20 protein-coding genes are annotated in these 20,989 nt (G+C 28.5%); 9 read left to right on the forward strand and 11 right to left on the reverse strand.

The window, feature by feature from the left end:
* Position 1: 1 nt before the first annotated feature.
* Positions 2 to 427, reverse strand: a complete 426-nt coding sequence (locus I6E31_01965; GenBank protein MCF2638733.1) for a PTS mannose transporter subunit IIA — start codon at positions 425 to 427, stop codon at positions 2 to 4.
* Between the two features lie 204 nt (positions 428 to 631).
* On the opposite strand from I6E31_01965, the gene I6E31_01970 reads away from it, so the two are divergent.
* Entirely contained in the window at positions 632 to 1,891 is a 1,260-nt protein-coding gene (locus I6E31_01970) for a replication initiation protein (protein ID MCF2638734.1), read from the forward strand.
* 66 nt (positions 1,892 to 1,957) lie between these two features.
* Here the strand turns inward: I6E31_01970 and I6E31_01975 are convergent, their stop codons facing one another.
* Positions 1,958 to 3,373: a carbon starvation protein A gene (locus I6E31_01975; GenBank protein ID MCF2638735.1), complete on the reverse strand. Its 1,416-nt coding sequence runs from the start codon at positions 3,371 to 3,373 to the stop codon at positions 1,958 to 1,960.
* Positions 3,374 to 3,571: 198 nt separating this feature from the next.
* Between I6E31_01975 and I6E31_01980 the strand changes: the two genes are divergently transcribed.
* The gene (locus tag I6E31_01980; GenBank protein MCF2638736.1) at positions 3,572 to 5,224 is read left to right on the forward strand and encodes a sensor histidine kinase; all 1,653 of its coding nucleotides are present in this window, start codon (positions 3,572 to 3,574) and stop codon (positions 5,222 to 5,224) included.
* A 9-nt stretch (positions 5,225 to 5,233) separates the two neighbouring features.
* Entirely contained in the window at positions 5,234 to 5,956 is a 723-nt protein-coding gene (locus I6E31_01985) for a response regulator transcription factor (protein ID MCF2638737.1), read from the forward strand.
* Positions 5,957 to 6,122: 166 nt separating this feature from the next.
* On the opposite strand, the gene I6E31_01990 is transcribed toward I6E31_01985, so the two are convergent.
* The 3 genes from I6E31_01990 to I6E31_02000 all read right to left on the reverse strand — a co-directional run bounded on the left by I6E31_01990 (position 6,123) and on the right by I6E31_02000 (position 10,365).
* The gene (locus tag I6E31_01990) at positions 6,123 to 9,239 is read right to left on the reverse strand and encodes an isoleucine--tRNA ligase (protein MCF2638738.1); all 3,117 of its coding nucleotides are present in this window, start codon (positions 9,237 to 9,239) and stop codon (positions 6,123 to 6,125) included.
* Positions 9,240 to 9,554: 315 nt separating this feature from the next.
* The gene (locus I6E31_01995; protein MCF2638739.1) at positions 9,555 to 9,944 is read right to left on the reverse strand and encodes a diguanylate cyclase; all 390 of its coding nucleotides are present in this window, start codon (positions 9,942 to 9,944) and stop codon (positions 9,555 to 9,557) included.
* A 193-nt stretch (positions 9,945 to 10,137) separates the two neighbouring features.
* The gene (locus I6E31_02000; protein ID MCF2638740.1) at positions 10,138 to 10,365 is read right to left on the reverse strand and encodes a hypothetical protein; all 228 of its coding nucleotides are present in this window, start codon (positions 10,363 to 10,365) and stop codon (positions 10,138 to 10,140) included.
* A 156-nt stretch (positions 10,366 to 10,521) separates the two neighbouring features.
* On the opposite strand from I6E31_02000, the gene I6E31_02005 reads away from it, so the two are divergent.
* Positions 10,522 to 11,208, forward strand: coding sequence for a helix-turn-helix domain-containing protein (locus I6E31_02005; GenBank protein ID MCF2638741.1), 687 nt, complete (start codon positions 10,522 to 10,524; stop codon positions 11,206 to 11,208).
* Between the two features lie 33 nt (positions 11,209 to 11,241).
* Here I6E31_02005 and I6E31_02010 read toward each other — a convergent pair whose 3' ends face one another.
* From I6E31_02010 to I6E31_02020, 3 genes are all read right to left on the reverse strand, one after another.
* Positions 11,242 to 12,009 (reverse strand): toxin-antitoxin system YwqK family antitoxin, encoded by a 768-nt coding sequence (locus tag I6E31_02010; protein ID MCF2638742.1) that lies wholly within the window; start codon positions 12,007 to 12,009, stop codon positions 11,242 to 11,244.
* Positions 12,010 to 12,075: 66 nt separating this feature from the next.
* Positions 12,076 to 13,533, reverse strand: a complete 1,458-nt coding sequence (gene guaB / locus I6E31_02015; protein ID MCF2638743.1) for an IMP dehydrogenase — start codon at positions 13,531 to 13,533, stop codon at positions 12,076 to 12,078.
* Positions 13,534 to 13,661: 128 nt separating this feature from the next.
* Complete coding sequence (locus I6E31_02020; GenBank protein ID MCF2638744.1) at positions 13,662 to 14,474, reverse strand: mechanosensitive ion channel; 813 nt, start codon at positions 14,472 to 14,474, stop codon at positions 13,662 to 13,664.
* A gap of 134 nt (positions 14,475 to 14,608) precedes the next feature.
* On the opposite strand from I6E31_02020, the gene I6E31_02025 reads away from it, so the two are divergent.
* Genes I6E31_02025 through I6E31_02035 form a run of 3 tightly spaced genes read left to right on the forward strand, consistent with a single transcriptional unit; the run spans position 14,609 to position 16,306 of the window.
* Positions 14,609 to 15,454: an alpha/beta fold hydrolase gene (locus I6E31_02025; GenBank protein MCF2638745.1), complete on the forward strand. Its 846-nt coding sequence runs from the start codon at positions 14,609 to 14,611 to the stop codon at positions 15,452 to 15,454.
* Between the two features lie 20 nt (positions 15,455 to 15,474).
* Complete coding sequence (locus I6E31_02030) at positions 15,475 to 16,098, forward strand: DUF1847 domain-containing protein (protein MCF2638746.1); 624 nt, start codon at positions 15,475 to 15,477, stop codon at positions 16,096 to 16,098.
* Positions 16,099 to 16,114: 16 nt separating this feature from the next.
* Positions 16,115 to 16,306: a hypothetical protein gene (locus I6E31_02035; GenBank protein ID MCF2638747.1), complete on the forward strand. Its 192-nt coding sequence runs from the start codon at positions 16,115 to 16,117 to the stop codon at positions 16,304 to 16,306.
* Positions 16,307 to 16,342: 36 nt separating this feature from the next.
* Here I6E31_02035 and I6E31_02040 read toward each other — a convergent pair whose 3' ends face one another.
* Positions 16,343 to 17,131: a sulfite exporter TauE/SafE family protein gene (locus tag I6E31_02040; GenBank protein MCF2638748.1), complete on the reverse strand. Its 789-nt coding sequence runs from the start codon at positions 17,129 to 17,131 to the stop codon at positions 16,343 to 16,345.
* Between the two features lie 191 nt (positions 17,132 to 17,322).
* On the opposite strand from I6E31_02040, the gene thyA reads away from it, so the two are divergent.
* Together thyA and I6E31_02050 are read left to right on the forward strand one after the other, a co-directional pair.
* Positions 17,323 to 18,147 carry a thymidylate synthase gene (gene thyA, locus I6E31_02045; protein MCF2638749.1) on the forward strand — a complete coding sequence of 275 codons (825 nt, stop codon included), beginning with the start codon at positions 17,323 to 17,325 and terminating at the stop codon, positions 18,145 to 18,147.
* A complete protein-coding gene (locus I6E31_02050) occupies positions 18,147 to 18,626 on the forward strand; it encodes a dihydrofolate reductase (GenBank protein ID MCF2638750.1) in 480 nt (159 codons plus the stop codon). Before thyA ends, I6E31_02050 begins: the two co-directional genes overlap by 1 nt.
* 28 nt (positions 18,627 to 18,654) lie before the next feature.
* Here I6E31_02050 and I6E31_02055 read toward each other — a convergent pair whose 3' ends face one another.
* Positions 18,655 to 20,556, reverse strand: a complete 1,902-nt coding sequence (locus tag I6E31_02055; GenBank protein MCF2638751.1) for a heparinase II/III family protein — start codon at positions 20,554 to 20,556, stop codon at positions 18,655 to 18,657.
* Between the two features lie 173 nt (positions 20,557 to 20,729).
* A partial coding sequence (locus tag I6E31_02060; GenBank protein ID MCF2638752.1) for an iron-containing alcohol dehydrogenase occupies positions 20,730 to 20,989 on the reverse strand: 260 nt, incomplete at its 5' end.

The raw sequence follows: 20,989 nt of genomic DNA on the forward strand, positions 1-20,989 counted from the left end.
ATTAAAATTCTTCATCTTCCATTTGATTTTCTTTTTCTAACTCTAAATTTCCATATTTTACAGATTCTTTTGAATTAATTATTGAGTTTTCTATTAATTCTTTTGCATTGTTATACTCTTCTTGTTCTCCTAAAAGTTCTAATATTAATGATAAATTTAATCCCGAAATAACATGTAAATTTTTATTACTAGGAATTTTTTCCATAAAGGCATTGTTAACACTTCCACCAAATATATCTGTTACTACTATTATCTCTTTATCTTTATATTGAAGTAACATTCTATCTATCTCTTTGGCTAAGTTAAAATCTTCTTTAGTATAGCATGGTAGTGACTCCAAATTCTCAAACTTTCCTAAGATGATACCTATTGAATTTTCTATCCCTTTGGCAAAATTCCCATGTGTAGCTATTATAAATTGAAACATTTAGTTTACCTCCTGTACCTTTTCTCATAAATTAACACACTATTATTCTGGTGTCAATTTTTTTAGTTTTATCGTTAATTCGTAGTTAATGTTTTTATATTTATATGCTATAATATTGTTAAAATAAATATTTTTCAATCATCAACGAATTAATATTTTGTTTTTTTTTCGTTTATTATAACAACTATTTTTACTATAAAGGAGATGAGAGATATAAAAGAAAATAAAATTTCTAATAATTTTTTTAATTTTTCAACTTTTTTCAATACTGAAATATTATTTACTAAAAGATTTTCAAAAAATGATATTCTTTTTAAGCAATTTTTAATAAAACATATTGTAACAACTGATGAAAAAAAATTAGAAATAAAAGAGAATGAAATAAAAAAAATAATTTCTCTCCCTCATGGAGAAACTGTTGACTCTTTTTTATCAAAATTTTGTTCTAAAAGAATTGTTATCTACTATGGAAAATCTAAACTTAATCCCTATGAACTATCTTTAAGTATTGTTGCTTCCTATTTAAAAATTGAAGATAGGTATAAAATTAAAATAAGTGATGATTTTTATAAGATATTTAACTCTGAAAAAAATGATTTTAAACTTTTCTATTTAAATATTTTATTAAGTTTTTCCAACACAATTAGTAGAAATCTATTTAATCTATTAAAAAGTATATCTAATGAAGCTTTTCTTGAGATTTCATTAGAGGAGTTAAAAAATTATTTAAATATAGAGGAATCTTATGATCGTTTCTTTGATTTTGAACATAAAATTCTTGTTCCAGCTTTGAAAGAAATCGAAGAGTTTTTACTATATAAAGTTGAGTACTCAAAAATTAAAGAATCTAATAGTAAAAATAGTAAAATTAAGGGGATTCGTTTTGATATAATTCAAACTGCTGATAACAATAGAGAAAAGAATCTAACTTTACTTTTTGAATTATTTAATCCTTTTGCTAAAAACGAAAAGCTATTACAAGAGTTTATAACAAAACAATCTTTCTTTTATAGTTTCAATTATTTAAAAAGAAATATTGAATATTCTCTACTACATAGTTGTAAAAATTTAGATAGTTTTTTAATTGAGGCTATTGAAAAAGATTATGTTAATACTAGATTTAAAACTAAGTTTAAAAATTTTTCAAAACAATATACTCTTATTTCAAATCTAAATCAAAATTTTACATCATTAGATGATTTTAGGGATAATATTTTTAAAGAGATTGATAAAAAGAAATTAAGTGAACTATCAATTTTAGTTAAATTTATGAAAAGTTCCTTCCAATTGTTTAGAAATAACTTTTTAACAAATGAGGCTTTAAATAAAAATGAAATTTATAAAACTTTCTATACTAATTTTCAAGAAAATAATGAATTTACATTTGAAAATAAACATCTATTACTTATAGCAGAGTTTAACGATACATGTTGTGAAAGTTATTTTGCTATTTTTAAAAAATAAATTTAAAAAAAGAGGCTTGAAATATTATCAAGCCTCTTTTAAGATTATTCTTTTAATTTTTGCTTTCTATTTCTTTAAAGTTTTAAAGAATCCTATTGTACATAGAGCTGAAACAACTATACCACAAACAAGTCCAATCATTTCAATAGTAGCAACTGGTGTTCCTTGGAAGAATCTTACAAATCCTTCTGGAGCTATAATAATATAATCTGTAACTACTACTGTCATAAATATTGCTGGTATAAGAGCAATCTTATAATTTTTACCATTGTTATTTAGGTATTTAGCTGCTGCCCATAATGCTATTGTTGCTAATGTTTGGTTAGACCAGCTGAAATATCTCCATAGAATGTTAAAGTCTATAAAACATAGTGCTATTCCAACTACAAATAGAGGAATTGCAACAATAAATCTATTAATTATAGGTCCTTGTTTATATTTAATAGTATCTGCTATTGTAAGTCTTGCACTTCTAAATGCTGTATCTCCTGAAGTTATTGGACAAGCAACAACTCCTAATAGTGCTAAAGCTCCTCCAACTTTTCCTAATACTGTATTAGAAATCTTATTAACTACAACAGCTGCTCCACCATGTCCTAGTGCTTCTCCTAATCCTGGAGTTCCACCAAAGAAGCTCATTGCTGCTGCTGCCCATACTAATGCAACTATACCTTCAGATATCATTGCACCATAGAATACTTTTCTTCCTTCTCTTTCATTTTGAATACATCTTGCCATCATAGGTGATTGTGTTGCATGGAATCCTGAAATTGCTCCACAAGCTATTGAAATACAAAGATAAGGGAATACTGATTGTCCTTTTGGATGGAAATTATGGAAAGCTATTTCAGGAATATCATATCCTTGAACTACTATTCCAATTCCTATTCCAACAGCCATTATTAATAGTGCTATACCAAATATTGGATAGATTCTACCAATAATCTTATCTACTGGAAGAACTGTTGCTGCTAAGTAATAAATAATAATAATTCCTATAAGAACCATTTTATCTATTCCTGTTAAATCATTTAGTATTGCTGCTGGACTTGTTATAAATACAACTCCTACAAGAACTAGAAGAACTATTGAGAAAACTACCATAAGTTTTCTTGCCCCTTCTCCTAAATTTTCTCCAACCAATTCAGATACACTTGCTCCATCTTTTCTCAATGACATCATTCCGATTAAGAAGTCATGAACTGATCCTGCAAAGATACATCCAAATACTATCCAAATAAATGCTGCTGGTCCCCACATAGCCCCTGCTACAGCTCCAAATATTGGTCCTGTCCCTGCTATATTAAGAAATTGAATCAAAAATGCTTTTTTCCAATCCATCTCAACATAATCCACTCCATCACTTAATCTTTTAGCTGGGGTATCTCTATTTGGATCTGGTCCAAATATTCCATCTACGATTTTACCATAAATCATATATCCTACAATTAAAGCTATAATTGATACAATAAAACTTACCATATAAATCTGACCTCCATTTTAGTTAGTTAAACTTATTCTTATACAATTATATGATACAAAAAATATTCTAAAAAAAGATTAGTTGTTCTTTAAAAGGTTAAATTTAATACTTAAAATGCAAAATTTAATCTTCAAATACCACTTTTTATCTTTATTTATTTATGATATAATTTTTATGTCTATGTAGGAGGTAGAAATTTGTTTAAATTAATTAGTCATCTTTTCAACAATTTAGGTTATATTATTGCCATAGCTTTTTTCTTTACAAAGCTAAAAAGGGCAAAAGATATATTTACTCATAAAAAATACTCTAAAAAAGATGTTTTTATTCTTTCATGTTTCTTTTCAATTTTAGCAATTATTGGCACTTATACTGGTGTAGATTATCGTGGAGCTATTGTTAATATCAGAAATATTGGAGTTGTAGTTGGTGGAATTTTAGCAGGACCAGAAGTTGGTATACTTTCAGGTTTTATAGCAGGTATTCACCGACTTTTTATAGATGCAGATCCAATTACTACTATTCCTTGTGCTACTGCTACTATGATTGGAGGATTTATTACAGCATATTTATATAAAAGATGTAATGAAAAAAATTTTTATTTATATGGATTTCTAGGTGGATTTTTAGTTGAAAATCTCAGTATGCTCCTTATTCTAATTATGGGAAAAGATTTTGAATTAGCAAAGGATATTGTTTCAAATATATATTTTCCTATGATTTTAGCCAATGCAGTGGGAGTTTCTATTGTTTTACTTATTATTCAAGATATTATTGAAGAAAAGGATATTATAGCTGGAAAACAAGCTAAACTTTCTCTGGAAATTGCCAATAAAACTCTACCCTATTTTAGAAATGGTGAATCTTTAAATGAAATATGTAAAATTATATCTGACTCTTTAGGAGCAAAAGCTGTAGTAATTACTAACGAAAAATATATTACTGCTAGTTATTCAACATCTGAAGATTTTAAAATTGCTCATACAGATATAAAAAGTAAAGCTACTAAAAGAGTTTTAAAAACTGGAAAAATCTGTATAATTGGACAATGTGATGATGTTAAATATTTTCAATGTGTTACTGGAAAAATTAAATCTTGTATTATCTCCCCATTATTTCAAGGAGAAAAAGTTTCTGGGACTTTAAAAATATATTTTGATACAAAAGAAAACGTAACTGCCTCAAATCAATACTTAGTTGAAGGATTATCACTTCTTATCTCCACTCAATTGGAGTTAAGTAGTGTTGAAAATCTTAAGACTATGGCAAAGGAAGCTGAATTAAAAGCTCTACAAACTCAAATAAATCCACATTTTCTCTTTAATGCTCTGCATACTACATCTTTCTTTGTAAGAAAAGATCCTAATAAAGCTAGAGAAATTATTATAGATCTTTCAACATATTTGAGGTACAACCTTGAAAATGCCTGTAAATTAGTACCACTTGAAATGGAGTTAGAACAAGTAAAAGCATATTTTAATATTGAAAAAGCTCGTTTTGGAGATAAAATATCTCTAAATATAGATGTAGATGAAAATGTTAAAGATATCAATATCCCTAGCCTTATTATTCAACCTCTTGTTGAAAATAGTATAAAACATGGGTTGTTAAAAAAACGTGAAGGGGGATTTGTAAATATAATAGCCAAAAAAGAGAATAAAGGTTGTCTTATAACAATAGAAGATAATGGAATTGGAATTGATCAAAAAATAATTGATAATTTAGATGATAGAATAGATAAAAATATTGGATTAAAAAATGTACATAATAGAATTAAACTAATATATGGTAAGGGTCTTGTTGTTGAGAAATTAGAAACTGGAACAAAAATATCCTTTTATATTGAATAGGAGGCTTTAATGGTTAAATGTGTTATAGTTGAAGATGAGTTTCCAGCTAGAGAAGAGCTGAAATTTTTCATTGAAAACCATGATGGAATAGAACTGGAGAAAGAGTTTGAAAATCCACTTGATGCTTTAAAATATCTTCAAGATAATAAAACAGACGTGGTTTTTTTAGATATAAATATGCCTGAATTAGATGGTATGAGCCTTGGAAAAATTTTATCAAAGTTAGATGAAAATCTAAAAATAATTTTTATCACAGCATATAGAGATTATGCTCCTGAAGCTTTTGAGATAAAAGCTTTCGATTATCTTTTAAAGCCTTATTCTGATAAAAGAATAAATGAGGTATTAGATAATATTACTAAACTTAAAGAGCATGAGCACACAAAAGAGGTCAGCCAAATAAATAAGATCACTGTCACTTCTGATGAAAAGATGTTTGTTATCTCTATTGATGATATATACTATATTGAAGCTGGAGAAAAAGAGAGTATTATTCATACAAAAGATCACTCTTACTCTTCTAAAATAAAGATCTCTAAATGGGAAGAACTCCTTCCACTATGGAAATTTTATAGAACTCATAGATCATACATTGTTAATCTTGATAAGATAACTGAGGTAGAACCTTGGTTTAATGGAACTTATATTTTAAAGATTCAAGATCTAAAATTTAAAGTTCCAGTAAGTCGTAATAATATTAAAGAGTTTAAAGAGATGTTAGTTATTAAATAACAAAAAAGACATAGAAAAATCTATGTCTTTTTTGTATATCTATATATAAAACATCTTGGGGAAAGATTTATTATGCTTTAATAATAACAGATATTTATGTCAATTTTGTTACAATTTTTTAAAAACTAAAATATAAAAGAGGCTATAAAACAGCCTCTTAAATATCTTATTTATTTACTTTTACTCCAAAAGAAACTTTTTCTCCATTTACATTAAAATCTGCTGTAAATCCATCTACTTCTCCAAATACTATCTCATCTGTTAAAGTATCATGTTTAATTTCCTCTGCATTTCTAGTAATAATATCTTTTATCTTATCATTGTCTTTTTCATAAAGAACAATATGATCCATTACATCAAAGTTAGCTTCTTTACGCATAGATTGGATTTTACTGATAACTTCTCTTACAAATCCTTCTTCTATTAATTCAGGAGTAAGTTTTGTATCAAGGATAACAGTAACTCCTCTATCTTCTAAAGGCATATATCCTTCAGTTTGAGCAGTATCTATTAAAAGATCTTCTGGTGCTAAAGGTGCTTCTGTTCCATCAGAAAGTTGTAATTTAAGAACTCCTGTTGTATCAAGTTCTTTTTTAGCTTTGCTTCCATCAATTTCAGCTAATAAAGTACGAATCTCATTAACTTTTTTACCATATCTTTGTCCTAAAGTTTTTAGTTGTGGTTTAAATGTATATGAAGTAAATTGTGAAGCATCATCTATAAAGTGGATATCTTTAATATTTAGTTCCTCTTTAATTATATTTTGATATAGCTCTCCAACTACATTTTCAGCTTTTACATAGATATTAGCTATTGGTTGTCTATTTTTAATGTTAGCTGCATTTCTTGCTGCTCTTCCTAAAGTTACAACTTGTAACACTTCTTCCATGTTATCTTCAAGTTCTTTATCAATCATTGTTTCATCAACTGTTGGATAATCAGTTAAGTGAATACTTTCAGGAGCATTTTTATCTACACTGCAAACTAAGTTTTGATAGATCTCCTCTGTCATAAATGGAATCATTGGAGCTGCTGTTTTGCAGATAGTAACTAATGCTGTGTAAAGAGTCATATATGCAGTGATCTTATCATCTGTCATATCTTGTACCCAGAAACGTTCTCTACTTCTTCTTACATACCAGTTACTTAATTCATCAACAAAATCTTGTAGAAGTCTAGCTGCTTCTAATAATTTATAATCAGCTAAGTTTTCATCTACACCTTTTACAACTGTATTTAATTTCGAAAGTAACCATCTGTCCATTACAGTTAATTTTTCTTTATCTAGTGTATATTTTGTAGGATCAAATTGATCTATCTCAGCATATAGAACATAGAAAGCATAAGTGTTCCATAATGTTGACATAAATTTACGTTGTCCCTCTAATACAGCTTTTCCGTGGAATCTATTTGGTAACCAAGGAGCTGAGTTAATATAGAAATACCAACGAATTGCATCTGCTCCATAAGTTGCTAAAGCTTCAAATGGATCTACTGCATTTCCTTTAGATTTAGACATTTTTTGTCCATTCTCATCTTGAACGTGTCCTAAAACAATTACATTTTTATATGGTGCTTTGTTAAATATCAAAGTAGATATTGCAAGAAGTGAATAGAACCATCCTCTTGTTTGGTCAACTGCCTCTGATATAAAGTCAGCAGGGAATTGTTTTTCAAATAGATCTTGATTTTCAAATGGATAGTGGTGTTGAGCAAAAGGCATTGATCCTGAGTCAAACCAACAGTCAATTACTTCTGACACTCTATGCATTTGTTTTCCACAGTGAGGACAAGTAATAGTTACAGCATCAATATATGGACGGTGTAACTCTATATTATCTGGACAATTAGGTGACATAGATTTTAATTCAGCTATACTTCCTATTGCATGTTTATGTCCACATTCACACTCCCAAACATTTAATGGAGTTCCCCAATATCTATCTCTACTGATACCCCAGTCTTGAACATTTTCTAGCCAATCTCCAAAACGTCCTTTTCCTATTGTTTTTGGTATCCAGTTGATTGTATTATTATTTCTGATAAGATCATCTTTTACAGCTGTCATTTTGATAAACCATGATTCTCTTGCATAGTAGATAAGAGGTGTGTCACATCTCCAGCAATGAGGATAGTTATGTTCAAATGATGGAGCATCAAATAATAGCCCTCTTGTTTCTAAATCTATTAAGATAGGTTTATCAGCTTTTTTACAGAAAGTTCCAGCCCAAGGAGTTTCTTTTGTCATTTCCCCTTTAGCATCAACTAATTGAACAAATGGTAAGTCATATTTTCTTCCAACATTGGCGTCGTCTTCCCCGAATGCAGGTGCAATATGAACTACTCCAGTTCCATCTGTAAGTGTTACATAATCATCACAAGTTACAAACCAACATTTTTTATCTGGTGAAACAAAGTCAAATAATGGCTCATACTCTTTATATTCTAAATCTTTTCCTACATAAGTTTCAAGGATTTCATAATCCTCTTTAAGCACAGTTGCTACTAAAGCTTCTGCCATGTAGTAAGTATATTCTCCATGTTTTACTTTTACATAAGTTTCTTTAGGGTTTACACAAAGAGCTACGTTTGAAGGTAGAGTCCAAGGAGTAGTTGTCCATGCTAAGATATAAGCATCTTCCCCTTTAACTTTAAATCTAACAATAGCTGATTTTTCTTTTACATCTTTATATCCTTGAGCAACTTCGTGGCTTGATAGAGGAGTTCCACATCTTGGGCAGTAAGGTACTATTTTAAATCCTTTATATAGTAATCCTTTTTCCCAAATTTGTTTTAATGCCCACCATTCAGATTCGATGAAATTATTATCATAAGTTACATATGGTTTCTCCATGTCTGCCCAGAATCCTACAGTTCCAGAGAAGTCTTCCCACATGCTTTTGTATTTCCATACACTTTTTTTACACTCATTGATAAATGGTTCAAGCCCATAGTTTTCAATTTGATCTTTTCCATTGATTCCTAATAATTTTTCTACTTCTAGTTCTACTGGAAGCCCGTGTGTATCCCATCCAGCTTTTCTAGGTACATCATAACCTTTCATTGTTCTATATCTAGGGATCATATCTTTAATAACACGAGTTAAAACATGCCCTATATGAGGCTTTCCATTAGCTGTAGGTGGTCCATCATAGAATGTATAAGTCTTATCCCCTTTTCTTAAATCTAAGCTTTTTTCAAAAATTTTGTTTTCTTTCCAAAATTTTTCAATTTCTTTTTCTCTCTCTACAAAATTAAGATTTGTAGACACCTTTTTGTACATAAAAACCTCCTAATATAAAGTTTATATTAATTTTATTTCTACCTATAAAAAAAAGGCAACCTGTGGTTGCCCTTATCTACTAATTTTCATTAAGAAATAACATATACAACGCCACATTAACAATATCTATAATATTTTATTTTGAACATATTATTGATATTATTATTATAGCCTTTCTATATCCCATCTCTTTTCTCCCCTTTTATTTTTCTAAATACAATATATCACATATCCTTTATAAAAGCAAGGGGTGAACTCATATATAATCTAAAAAACTGATACTACTATATTATTTTTTAATATATTTTATCTCTATTAAAATTTAGGAAACTCCTTTGCCTCTTTTATAAATTCAACCAAAGTTTCAATCTTTACCTTTGGATGATTTGATGAAACTCCAACTATTGCTCCTTCTACAATAGGAGCATCTACTATCTCAACTCTTATTTCATCTTTTAATGCCTCTTTAGCTTTCTCAGCATTTAAAACTGAACTCCCAAGATCACAAAGTACTACTACTCCATCTCCTTGATCTGCATTTTTTATAGCTCTTGAAATTATATGTGGACAAGTTCCATAATTTCCCTCTTTATCAATTCCACCACCATTAACTAGATGAAAATCACTATTTTTTAATTCTAAGCAAAAATTTATAATCTCTTGTGATAATTTTGGATTGTGTGCAACTACTACTATTCCTACCATCGTTTCCCCCATAGAAATTTTTGACATATTTTCTTACTATTTTATATACCTTGTTTTTATTATTTGTCAAGATTTAATACTCTTCACATGATAAATGTATCAATTATATTATAACATAAATCAAATATATAGTAACTATTTTTTTCAAAAAAAATAAGAGAAAATACTTAAGGTACCTTCTCTTACATATTTTTTAACTTGCTAACTGAATATCACTATTTTCCTGTTTTTTTACTATTTTATCAAATAATATTTCTAAATATCTAAAAGTATAGTCAAGATTGTATGTTTTTATACTGATATTTTTTCCATTATATTCAAAATCAATATAGAAAATTTTATTTTCTGAGTGTACATCACATATTAACTTAACATTTTTAAATGATGTCTCCCACTTTTTATTTTTTATCAATATTTTCATAACACTCCCTCCTATATTATATATAATTATAGATAATCTATATTTAATTATATATTAGAATAAAATTTGATTTTTGTCAATATATTTTATTTTTATATTGTAAAATAGATAATTATAATATATAATTATTTATATATAGATATAAGGAGGTGCCTCATGATTTTCAAAAACTTTCTAAAGAAAAAAAGAGAAGAATTAGGTTATAGTCAAAATAAAATAGCTAAATTAATTGGGATTACTCAATCTTATTATAATACTATTGAAAGAGGAGAAGTAAAAAATCCTCCTAGTGAAGAAGTTTTAGAAAATATGGCAAAAGTTCTTAATCTTTCTGAAAAAGAAACTAGAGATTTTAAATATCTAGCTGCCATTGAAAGAACTCCTGCTATAATTTTAGAAGAGCTAAAAAAACTATCTAAAATTGAAAAAAGCAATGCAATTATTTCTAATGAAATAAAAGATATAGATAAATATATTCCTCTATACTCTAGAATAAGTGCTGGAATTGGAGCTTTTACTGATGAATCTCCAGTTGATTTCATCTCTATTCCAGGAGTTAGAAATATAGAAACTCTTTTTGCTGTAAATGTTAAAGGTGATTCTATGGAACCAACTATTAAAAATTCATCTATTATTTTATGTAGAAAAGGTGTTGATCTTAGAAATGGAGAGATTGGAACTTTTATTGTAAATGGTGAATCTTATGTAAAAAGGTTAAAAGTTACTGGAAATTATATTGCTCTAATTAGTGACAATCCAAACTATCAACCTATTTATATAGGACCTGGAGATGAATTTATAGCTGTAGGTAAGGTTTTAAAAGTTATAAATGATATTCAATAATACAAAAGCCACAGATTTCTCTGTGGCTTTTTCTTAATTCCATGTTTGACTTTTTTGTTTTCCCTTTTCATAAACTGTTATACTATCAACAGTCCCATCTTCTTGGTATCTCTTCCAAGTTCCATCTTTTATCCAGTTTTTGTATCTTCCTTCCTCCATAACTTTTCCATTATCCCAGAAAGTTTTCCATACTCCTGTACCATCACTTAGATCTTCCTTATGAAGAGTTTTACCATTTTGGTTATAGGCTTCAAGTCCAACAATCTTATTATTTTTATATCTTATAATAGATTTTACCTGTCCATTAGCATAGTAAGCCTTTTGCTCTCCATCTAACTTGTCATTGTTATAGTTTTCACTCATAACAATTTTTCCATCATCAGAATACCAAATTTTCTCTCCATGAAGTTTACCATCTTGATACTCTTCGCTACTCTCTATTATCTCTCCTAAGAAAAGTGCAAACTTACCAGTAAAAGGTTTATTTTCTCCTTTTACATAAACAAGTTTATCATTTCCATAAGTTTTTTCACTTATATCCACTACTCTAAGATTATCTTTTTTCTCTTGAGTTACTTTATTTGAAACTTCTTCTACAGATTTTTTTTCCTCTGTCTTTACATTAGAATCAATTTTTTCTAAAGGAATTAACTCATTATCTTTAGAGTGAGAGTTAATCTTTTTAGTAGAACTACTATTTAATTCTTGACTAATCTCATCTAAAGTTTTTATCTCTTTTATCTCATAAGCATTTAAATTTAACCCTAATATAATAAATGAAATTAAAATTGCCCTTTTCATTTTTTCTATTTTTTCCTCTCTTAAATTATGAAATATAAAATCAATCCCTAGAGGAAAACTAAACTATTATTTAGAGTAGTTAGGTGCCTCTTTAGTTATTGTAATATCATGTGGGTGGCTTTCTTTTAGTCCTGCACCAGTTATTTTTATAAATCTTCCATTTACTTTTAGATCTTCAATTGTAGGAGTTCCACAGTATCCCATTCCTGCTCTAATTCCACCACAAAGTTGGAATATAACATCTTTTAAGCTTCCTTTGTAAGCTATACGTCCTTCTATTCCTTCTGGAACTAGTTTTTGAGCATCATTTTGGAAGTATCTATCTTTAGATCCTCTCTTCATTGCTGCTATTGATCCCATTCCTACATAAATTTTATATTTTCTTCCTTCAAGAATAATCTCTTCTCCTGGAGCTTCCTTAGTTCCTGCAAGGATTCCTCCTAACATTACACAGTCTGCTCCTGCTGCTAGAGCTTTTACGATATCTCCTGAAAGTTTGATTCCTCCGTCAGCTATTACTCCAATTCCTCTTTCTTTACATACTTGATATACATCGTTTACTGCTGTTAATTGAGGAACTCCAACTCCTGCAACAACTCTTGTTGTACAGATTGATCCTGGTCCGATTCCAACTTTAACTGCGTCTACTCCAGCTTCAATAAGGTCAAGAGCTGCTTCAGCAGTTACAATGTTTCCTCCAATTAGATTTAAATTAGGGAAAGCTGCTCTAATTTCTTTTATTTTTCTGATAACTCCAGCTGAATGTCCATGTGCAGAGTCAACAGTAATAATATCTACTCCTGCTCTTACAAGTGCTTCAACTCTTTCTAAAGTATCATTTCCAATTCCTACTGCTGCTCCTACTCTTAAAGTTCCATGAGCATCTTTACAAGCATTTGGATACTCTGTTAAGTTATCAATATCTTTGATTGTTATAAGTCCTTTTAAATATCCTTGTTCATCTACGATAGGTAGTTTTTCTATTCTATGAGAAAGTAAAACTTCTTTAGCATCTTCTAATGTTGTTCCTACTGGAGCTGTGATAAGATCTTCTTTTGTCATGATCTCTCCAACTAATTGCTCCATATCTTTATGATATTTTATATCTCTATTAGTTACTATTCCAATAAGTTTTCCATCATCTTCAATAACTGGAAGTCCAGATATTTTATATCTTCTCATTAGATCTTCAGCAAATCCTACTGTACAATCTGCTTTTAAAGTAACAGGGTTTCTAATCATTCCACTTTCGATTCTTTTTACTCTATCTACTTCAGCAGCTTGATCAGCTATACTCATATTTTTATGAATAAATCCAATTCCACCTTGTCTAGCTAAAGCAATAGCTAAGTCTGATTCAGTTACAGTGTCCATAGCAGCACTTAAAATAGGTACATTTAATGTAATATCTTTAGTTAATCTAGCTTTTAAACTAACCTCATGTGGTAATACCTCTGATTTAGCAGGTATAAGTAATACGTCATCAAATGTGATTGCTTCTTTTACTATCTTTCCGTTCATCATCTTTCTCCTTTTTTCATAAAAATTTATTTATATTTAAAATGTAAAATTAAACCCTCAAAGAATATATTTTGAATATTATATCACAAATTTTAAAAATTTGTTACAAAAAAAAGATTTTTTATAAAAAATTATTTGTTATATACATCAATTTTTTGATATGGAATCTCAATACTATTTTTATCAAATTCCTCTTTAACTATTTCGTTAAAATCAAACATTGTTGTCCAATAATCTTTACTTTCAACCCATACTCTAAATACAAAATCTAGAGAACTTGCATTTTGCTTAGACATTCTAATAGTTTTACCCTTTTCTTTAATTACTGCTGGATGTTCGTCAGCTATTCTATTTAAGATCTCTTTTACCTTTTCAGCTGGTGTATCATATGAAACTGAGAATACCATATCCAATCTTCTTGTTGAGTTCTTAGAATAGTTTATAATAGCACCATTTGCTAATTGTCCATTAGGAATAATAATTACTTTATTATCTGTTGTAATTAAAGTAGTGTATAAGATATGAATTTGATCTACTGTTCCATTTAATGAACCTGTTGAAATATAATCCCCTTTTGAAAATTGTTTAAAGAATAGAATTAACACTCCACCAGCTAAGTTTGTTAAACTTCCTTGTAGTGCTAAACCTACTGCTAATCCTGCAGTACCTAGTATTGTTACTAATGAAGTTGCTTTAACTCCAATTACACTTATAACTACAAAGAATAAAGTAACATAAAATATTGTTTTTAAAAGTGATACTGTAAAACTTTGTAATAAAGGATCCACTTTTCTCTTTTCTAATGTTTTTGCATAAGTTGTCAAAATCATCGATAAGATTTTTGGCCAAAAAATAAGTAGAATTATTAAAATAACACCTCTGAATACTATCTTAGGTAAAATTCCCAATATGTCTGCCAAAAAGTTTTCTAGTAATAAATGCATTTGCCCATCTCCTTTAATTATTTTTTATATTTTTTTATTATATTATTTTTTTTGTCTTTTCACAAGTATATACTACCATAAATATTTAATTTTTTCTCAATTTAAGTTATAATATATTTGAGAGGTGAAATTTTATGAAACATACAAAAGGAATTTTCCAAATAATTCATGGAATGAGTGAACATAAAAATAGATATAAGCATCTTTTTAAATATTTTTCTGAGAGAGGATATCTAGTTGCTCTTAAAGAGCATCTACACCACGGATATAATAACATTGATCAAGAAAAAATTGGAATCTTTGAAAATGATTTTAATCAATTAATTGAAGATCAAGTTAATTATACAAAGGAGCTAAAAAAATTATATCCTAATACTCCTATATATATTTTTGGACATAGTATGGGATCTTTTATTGCTCAAGAACATATGAAACATTGTTTTAATATTGTAGATGGATATATTTTTTGTGGTTCTTGCTACAAGACACCTTTCCTTTGGAAATTAGCTGAATATCTAAGCTTTTTTATGAATAAAATCTATAAAAATAGAAGAGCTCACCTTATCAAAAAATTGGTATTTTTAAACTCTAATAGTAAAATTAAATCAGAATATTATTATAATGAAAACTCTTGGTTATCTAGGGATATAGAGGAAGTTAAAACTTATTGTAACGATGATCTTTGTGATTTTACATATAGTAGCAGTTTTTATTCAGATTTTTTCTATTTTTTAAATAGATTATATCTACCTACATCTTTTGAAAAAATTAATAGAGATCTACCTATCTACATAATTTCTGGAGAGATGGATCCTGTTGGAAGATATGGAAAAGGTGTTATACAGCTTAAAGAATTCTATGAAAGATTAAATTTTAAAAATGTTCAATATAAACTTTATCCTAATGCTAGACATGAATTACATAATGAAATAAATAGAGATGAAGTTTTTTTTAATATAGAAAAATGGTTAAATAACTAAAAATTTAAGGAGATGATCTAATGTATACTTGTGATGCTTGCACAAAACATGTTTGTAGAACTGGAGATTTAACTGACGCTCCACTAAATTGTCCTTGTAGAGAATTAGAAAAAATCGAGGATATAAAAAAATTCTACTTAGAAAAAGAAAATATGATGTTAGCTCATGAATCAGCTTTAGTTGAGGCTGAAGGGTATTGTCAACAAACAAGAGTTGAGGAGATAATCAATTTTGCTAAAAAATGTGGTTACAAAAAGTTAGGAGTTGCTTTCTGTGTAGGACTTGCTAAAGAGGCTAAAGTTTTTGCATCTATACTTAGACATCATGGTTTTGAAGTAGAATCAGTTATTTGTAAAAGTGGTTCTATTCCAAAAAGTTTTATAGGTATTTCAAATGATGAACAAGTAAGACCTTGTACTTATGAACCTATGTGTAACCCTATTGGTCAAGCTAAATTTTTAAGTGCTGCTAAAACTGAATTAAATATTCTTTTAGGACTTTGTGTGGGACATGACTCACTATTTATAAAACATTCAGATGCACCAGTTACTGTTTTTGCAGTAAAAGATAGAGTACTTGGACACAATCCTCTAGCTGCTATATATCTTGCTGAAGGATATTACAAAAAGAAACTTTTTAAATAAAACAGGAGTAATAAAAATGATTAAAAAAAATTCCTTATGGATAAATAATAAAAATGGACGTGAATATCAAGTTGTTAGTGAAGCTATTGATTGTACTAATGAACGTGATGGTTTAATTGTAGTAGTTTACACTTGTAAAGAAGCTGAAGGAAAACTTTTTGTAAGAGAAAAAGGGGAGTTTTTACTTAAATTCTCTCCAAAAGAGTAGAAAAAATGGACAGTTAATCAACTGTCCATTTTATTTTTAAGCTGTTGCAAAAACATAAGTATTATATATATTAATAAAGATAATTACTCCCATTAGAGCTAGGAAAAGTTTATCAACTTTCTCTTCTGAAATCTTTTTATTAACGATTCCTCCAGCCATTCCTCCTAAAACTCCACCTAGTACCATAGTTATTAAGAATACTAAGCTAACTTCTGGAATAGTTTGTTTTACAATACTTTGAACTAAACTTGCTATTTGAGAGAAAAGGATAATATAGATTGAGTTTATTGCTGCTTCCTTTGTTCCCATTGAGAAGAAATAGATTAAGATTACTAAGTTGATAGGTCCTCCACCTATTCCTAAGAATGAAGAACAGATACCTAAAATTATTCCTATCACTAGGCATAGAAGTTTATTCTCATATCTTTTAGTTTCTATTTGGCTTTTCTTTAAAGTATAGATAAAAGTTCCTATTGTCATTAATACTAATACTATTGATTGAATCATTCCAAGTACATTTTCATTAGCAAATGCCACTTTAATATGTTGAAATAACATTTTACCCATTATTCCACCAAAAACACTTCCTAAAGCTAACCAAGTTGTAAGCTTAGTATTAATCTTAGCCGAACCACCTTTTAAAGCTTTAAATACAGAGATTATAGACATTGAAAGAACTGTACAACCTGATAAAAAACTAACTGCTGATACGCTCATTACGCCAACAGCGTCAAGTACAGGTTTAATTATTACTCCTCCACCTATCCCGCATATTGCTCCAACTAACGATGAAAAAAAACTAACCACAAAAAAAATAACTGGCATAAAATTTCCCTCCAAAATATATTATAATTATTATATTATATTGCCTTTCTTATAAAAAATCAACCTAGTATTAAAAATTTAATATAGTTTTATTCAATTTCTCCCTCAATATAGTGGAAATTTTCTTATATTAAAATTTAAATTTTTATGTTAAAATATAAGCTAGAAAAAATTTTTTAAAGGGGTGAAATATGGCAAAATTTGATGAAATATACAAAGATATTGTTAAAACTATTGATGAGAAAGGAATTTGGAGTGAAGGACAAGTAAGAACAAAATATGCCGATGGCACTCCTGCTCATTACAAAAGTTATATAGGTTATCAATTTAGACTTGATAACTCTACTGATGAGGCACATCTTATAACTACAAGATTTGCTCCTAGTAAAGCACCTATTAGAGAGCTTTATTGGATATGGATTATGCAATCTAATGATGTAAATGAACTTAATAAATTAAAATGTAAGTTCTGGGATGAATGGAAGATGGAAGATGGAACTATTGGAAAAGCTTATGGTTATCAAATTGCCAAAGAAACATTTGGATATAAAAGTCAATTAGATTATGTTATTAATGAATTGAAAAAAAATCCTAATAGCCGTAGAATTATGACAGAAATTTGGATTCCTGAAGAATTAGACAAAATGGCTCTTACTCCATGTGTTCATCTTACTCAATGGAGTGTAATTGGAGATAAACTTTACCTTGAAGTTAGACAAAGAAGTTGTGATGTGGCTTTAGGACTTGTGGCAAATGTGTTCCAATACTCAATTCTACATAAATTAGTAGCTATGGAGTGTGGATTAAAACCTGCTGAAATTATTTGGAATATTCACAATGTCCATATCTATGATAGACATATGCCAAACCTATTGGAACAAGTAAAAAGACCATCTCTTGATGGAGCTACTGTTAAAATAGAAAACTTTAAATCAATTTATGATTTTAAACCTGATGATGTAGTAATTGAAAACTATAATTATGGAGAAAAAATTTCTTATGAGGTGGCAATCTAATGAGTAAACCTAAATTAAAAATGATAGTTTGTGTTGGAGAAAATAATCTAATAGGAGATAAAGTTCCTACTGGTAATGGACTTTTGTGGCACTCTATGGAGGAGTTACAATATTACAAATCTAAAACTATTGGTAATGTTGTTCTTTTTGGAGAAAATACTGCTAAATATGTTCCTATTAATCTAATGAAAAAAAATAGAAAGGTTATTGTTTTAACTCTAGAAAGTAGATTAGAGGATATTATGAAACAATACGAAGATAGTGAAAAGGATATATTTATCTGTGGTGGATATACAATCTATAAATATTATCTAGAAAATTATGAGATTGATGAGATCTATATCTCAAAATTAAAATCTCATGTTGAAGTAGCACCTGCTTCTAACCCACTATATTTCCCAGATGTAGAAAAATTTGGTTATAAATTAGTTTCTTCTACTGAATACAATGATTTTACTGCAACAATTTATAAAAAATAAGAGGGGTAGATTTTCTACCCCTGATTTTTTAATATTTAAAAATATGTAGCTCCTTTTCTCCTCTATTTATATCTATAAATCCTGTTTTACCATAGAATAAAACTCCATCTAATAGATATGTTTTCTTTTGAGCTGCTACCTCTCTAGTAGAGTTAAAGAATATTATCTCTCTATCTTCTGAAATTTTTACTCTAATAGCTTTAGCCTCATCTTCACCAACTAAATCTAAATTTCCTCTTCTAACTTGAATTTTTTCAACTTCTAAATTCTCTGGTGATATTACTGTAAATAAGATTGTATTTTCTACAAATGAAGTTTCACTTTCTATTCTAGTAGATTTTTGTAGTGTATTATACTCTTTTGAAATTTGTATATCTTTCCTACTTAATTTTACACTGTCACTCCATTTCATATGAAGAGTATTCTCTTTTTTCAAGATTACATGATTTTCTTCTAACTCAGCTTTAACATCTAAATCTAGATTAAAAAATTGTTTGTAGCTATGCTCTCCTCTTGTTAAAAATTCATCTATAACTACCCATAAATCTGGTTTAATATAGAATATTTTTCTATTTGATACAGCAGGAATAGGTTGATCTAAATATCCTAAATGTCCACCCTCTACATAATCAAATTTATCATTAAATTTATACATTGAATTTAATGGAAGAGGTGTTTTTCCAATTCCCCAAGAGCCATTAAATTTTGAAAACAGTTGATTATCCATTATTATTGTATTATGTGAGTAGTTATTTTTTAACTTTATTCTAGTTTCATCTCCCTCTACATAAGTATATCTTCCTGAGTCAATAAGAAAATCTTCTCCTCTATAAGTTAAATTAAAATGTAACATATCACCATGTCCATGTCCACTTCCTATTGATCCACAAGTAAACCATAGATAATTTCCCTTTTCATCAAAAGAGTCACGTAAATAGAAATTCCCACTATTTTGTAAAGCTACTGATGTATAATCTGGTTTTTTAGCTTGTAATTTCGAATAGTTCTCTATACTTTTTTTATCTAATTCCCAAATTGATTCAAAATCTATCTCTTCAAATCCACCAAATTTAAGCTTCTCATCTTCTAAAACTGCTGCACATCTTGTAATTATATCTCTTAAATCTGTATCGTCACTATCCCCTTGCATTGGTTGATGATGGTTTGGTTTTTTCATAGCAAAGTTTGAAAATCCTATTTTTCTTATACTTTCTCTAATAAATTGAGGAATCTCCATATTATGATGTTTAAATTGTACTGCTGTTTCTAAAAGACAATTTAAAACTTCATTTTGATACATAGGAGATTGTTCCCAATGAACTCCATCTGGAAGTATTTGAATTTTACATTGATGTTCCAATCTTTTTAGTGGAACTGTAAAATAATCTGTATCTAATTTCCCGTAGTAAAAAGCAAAAGTTATCAATCCACAATTTTGAAGAACTCCCCAGTTACTTAAAGTTCTAAAATCATCATAGATCTCAAGGAGAATATCACATTGTTCCTTTAAAGAGTTATATACTTTCTCTTTAAAATCTTCATCAAATTTATACTCTCTTTCAAATAGCTCCATTGTTTTTATCCAGTTAATACATCTAAGCCCCATCTCTATTGTACGAGCACAATCTTTAAATTCTGGATTGGTAAGTTCAACACTATCTATCCAAGAGTTCATCTGTCTTATAAATGTAGTTAGATATTTTTCATCCTTTGTTAAAAGATAAGCTTTACCTAAAAAAGTCCAATATTTATGTCTATTTAGCATAAATGCCCATTCTTCATCTTCAAAAGGAATCTTATTCCATTGAATCTCTCCATCAAATTTTACAGGTATATTACAAGCTTCCATATCCCATTTGTGATTAAAGATAAAAGTGTTATCACAAATCATATCAGCAGTTTGTAATAAAAGCTCCTTTGTCATATCCATATTTTCTCTCTCCCTTAAAAAATATTTTATTGAATTTAAAATTCTATAATTATAATAACAAATTATTTTTTTATTTTCTAGAGGGATTATTTTAAAGTTATTCTAATATATTAGAATATAAAAAGAAAAAAGCTGAGCAAATTAAATTTACTCAGCTAAAATTATTTTTTATACTAATAAGCTATATTGTATAGTTTTTCTATATCTTCCAATGTTACATCTTTTGGATTTCCACCTGTACATACATCTGCTAACGCATCTTTTGATAGTTTTGGTAATCCTGATTCTGGGATGTTTATCTCTCTTAATGTTTGTGGGATATGAACATCTTTTGATAGTTGTCTTACTGCTTCTACTGCTGCCTTAGCTGCTTCCTCTTTTGTCATTCCTGTTGTATCTACTCCCATAGCTCTTGCTATATCTCCATATTTAT

This window comes from Fusobacterium varium (assembly GCA_021531615.1).
Lineage (GTDB): Bacteria > Fusobacteriota > Fusobacteriia > Fusobacteriales > Fusobacteriaceae > Fusobacterium_A > Fusobacterium_A varium_C.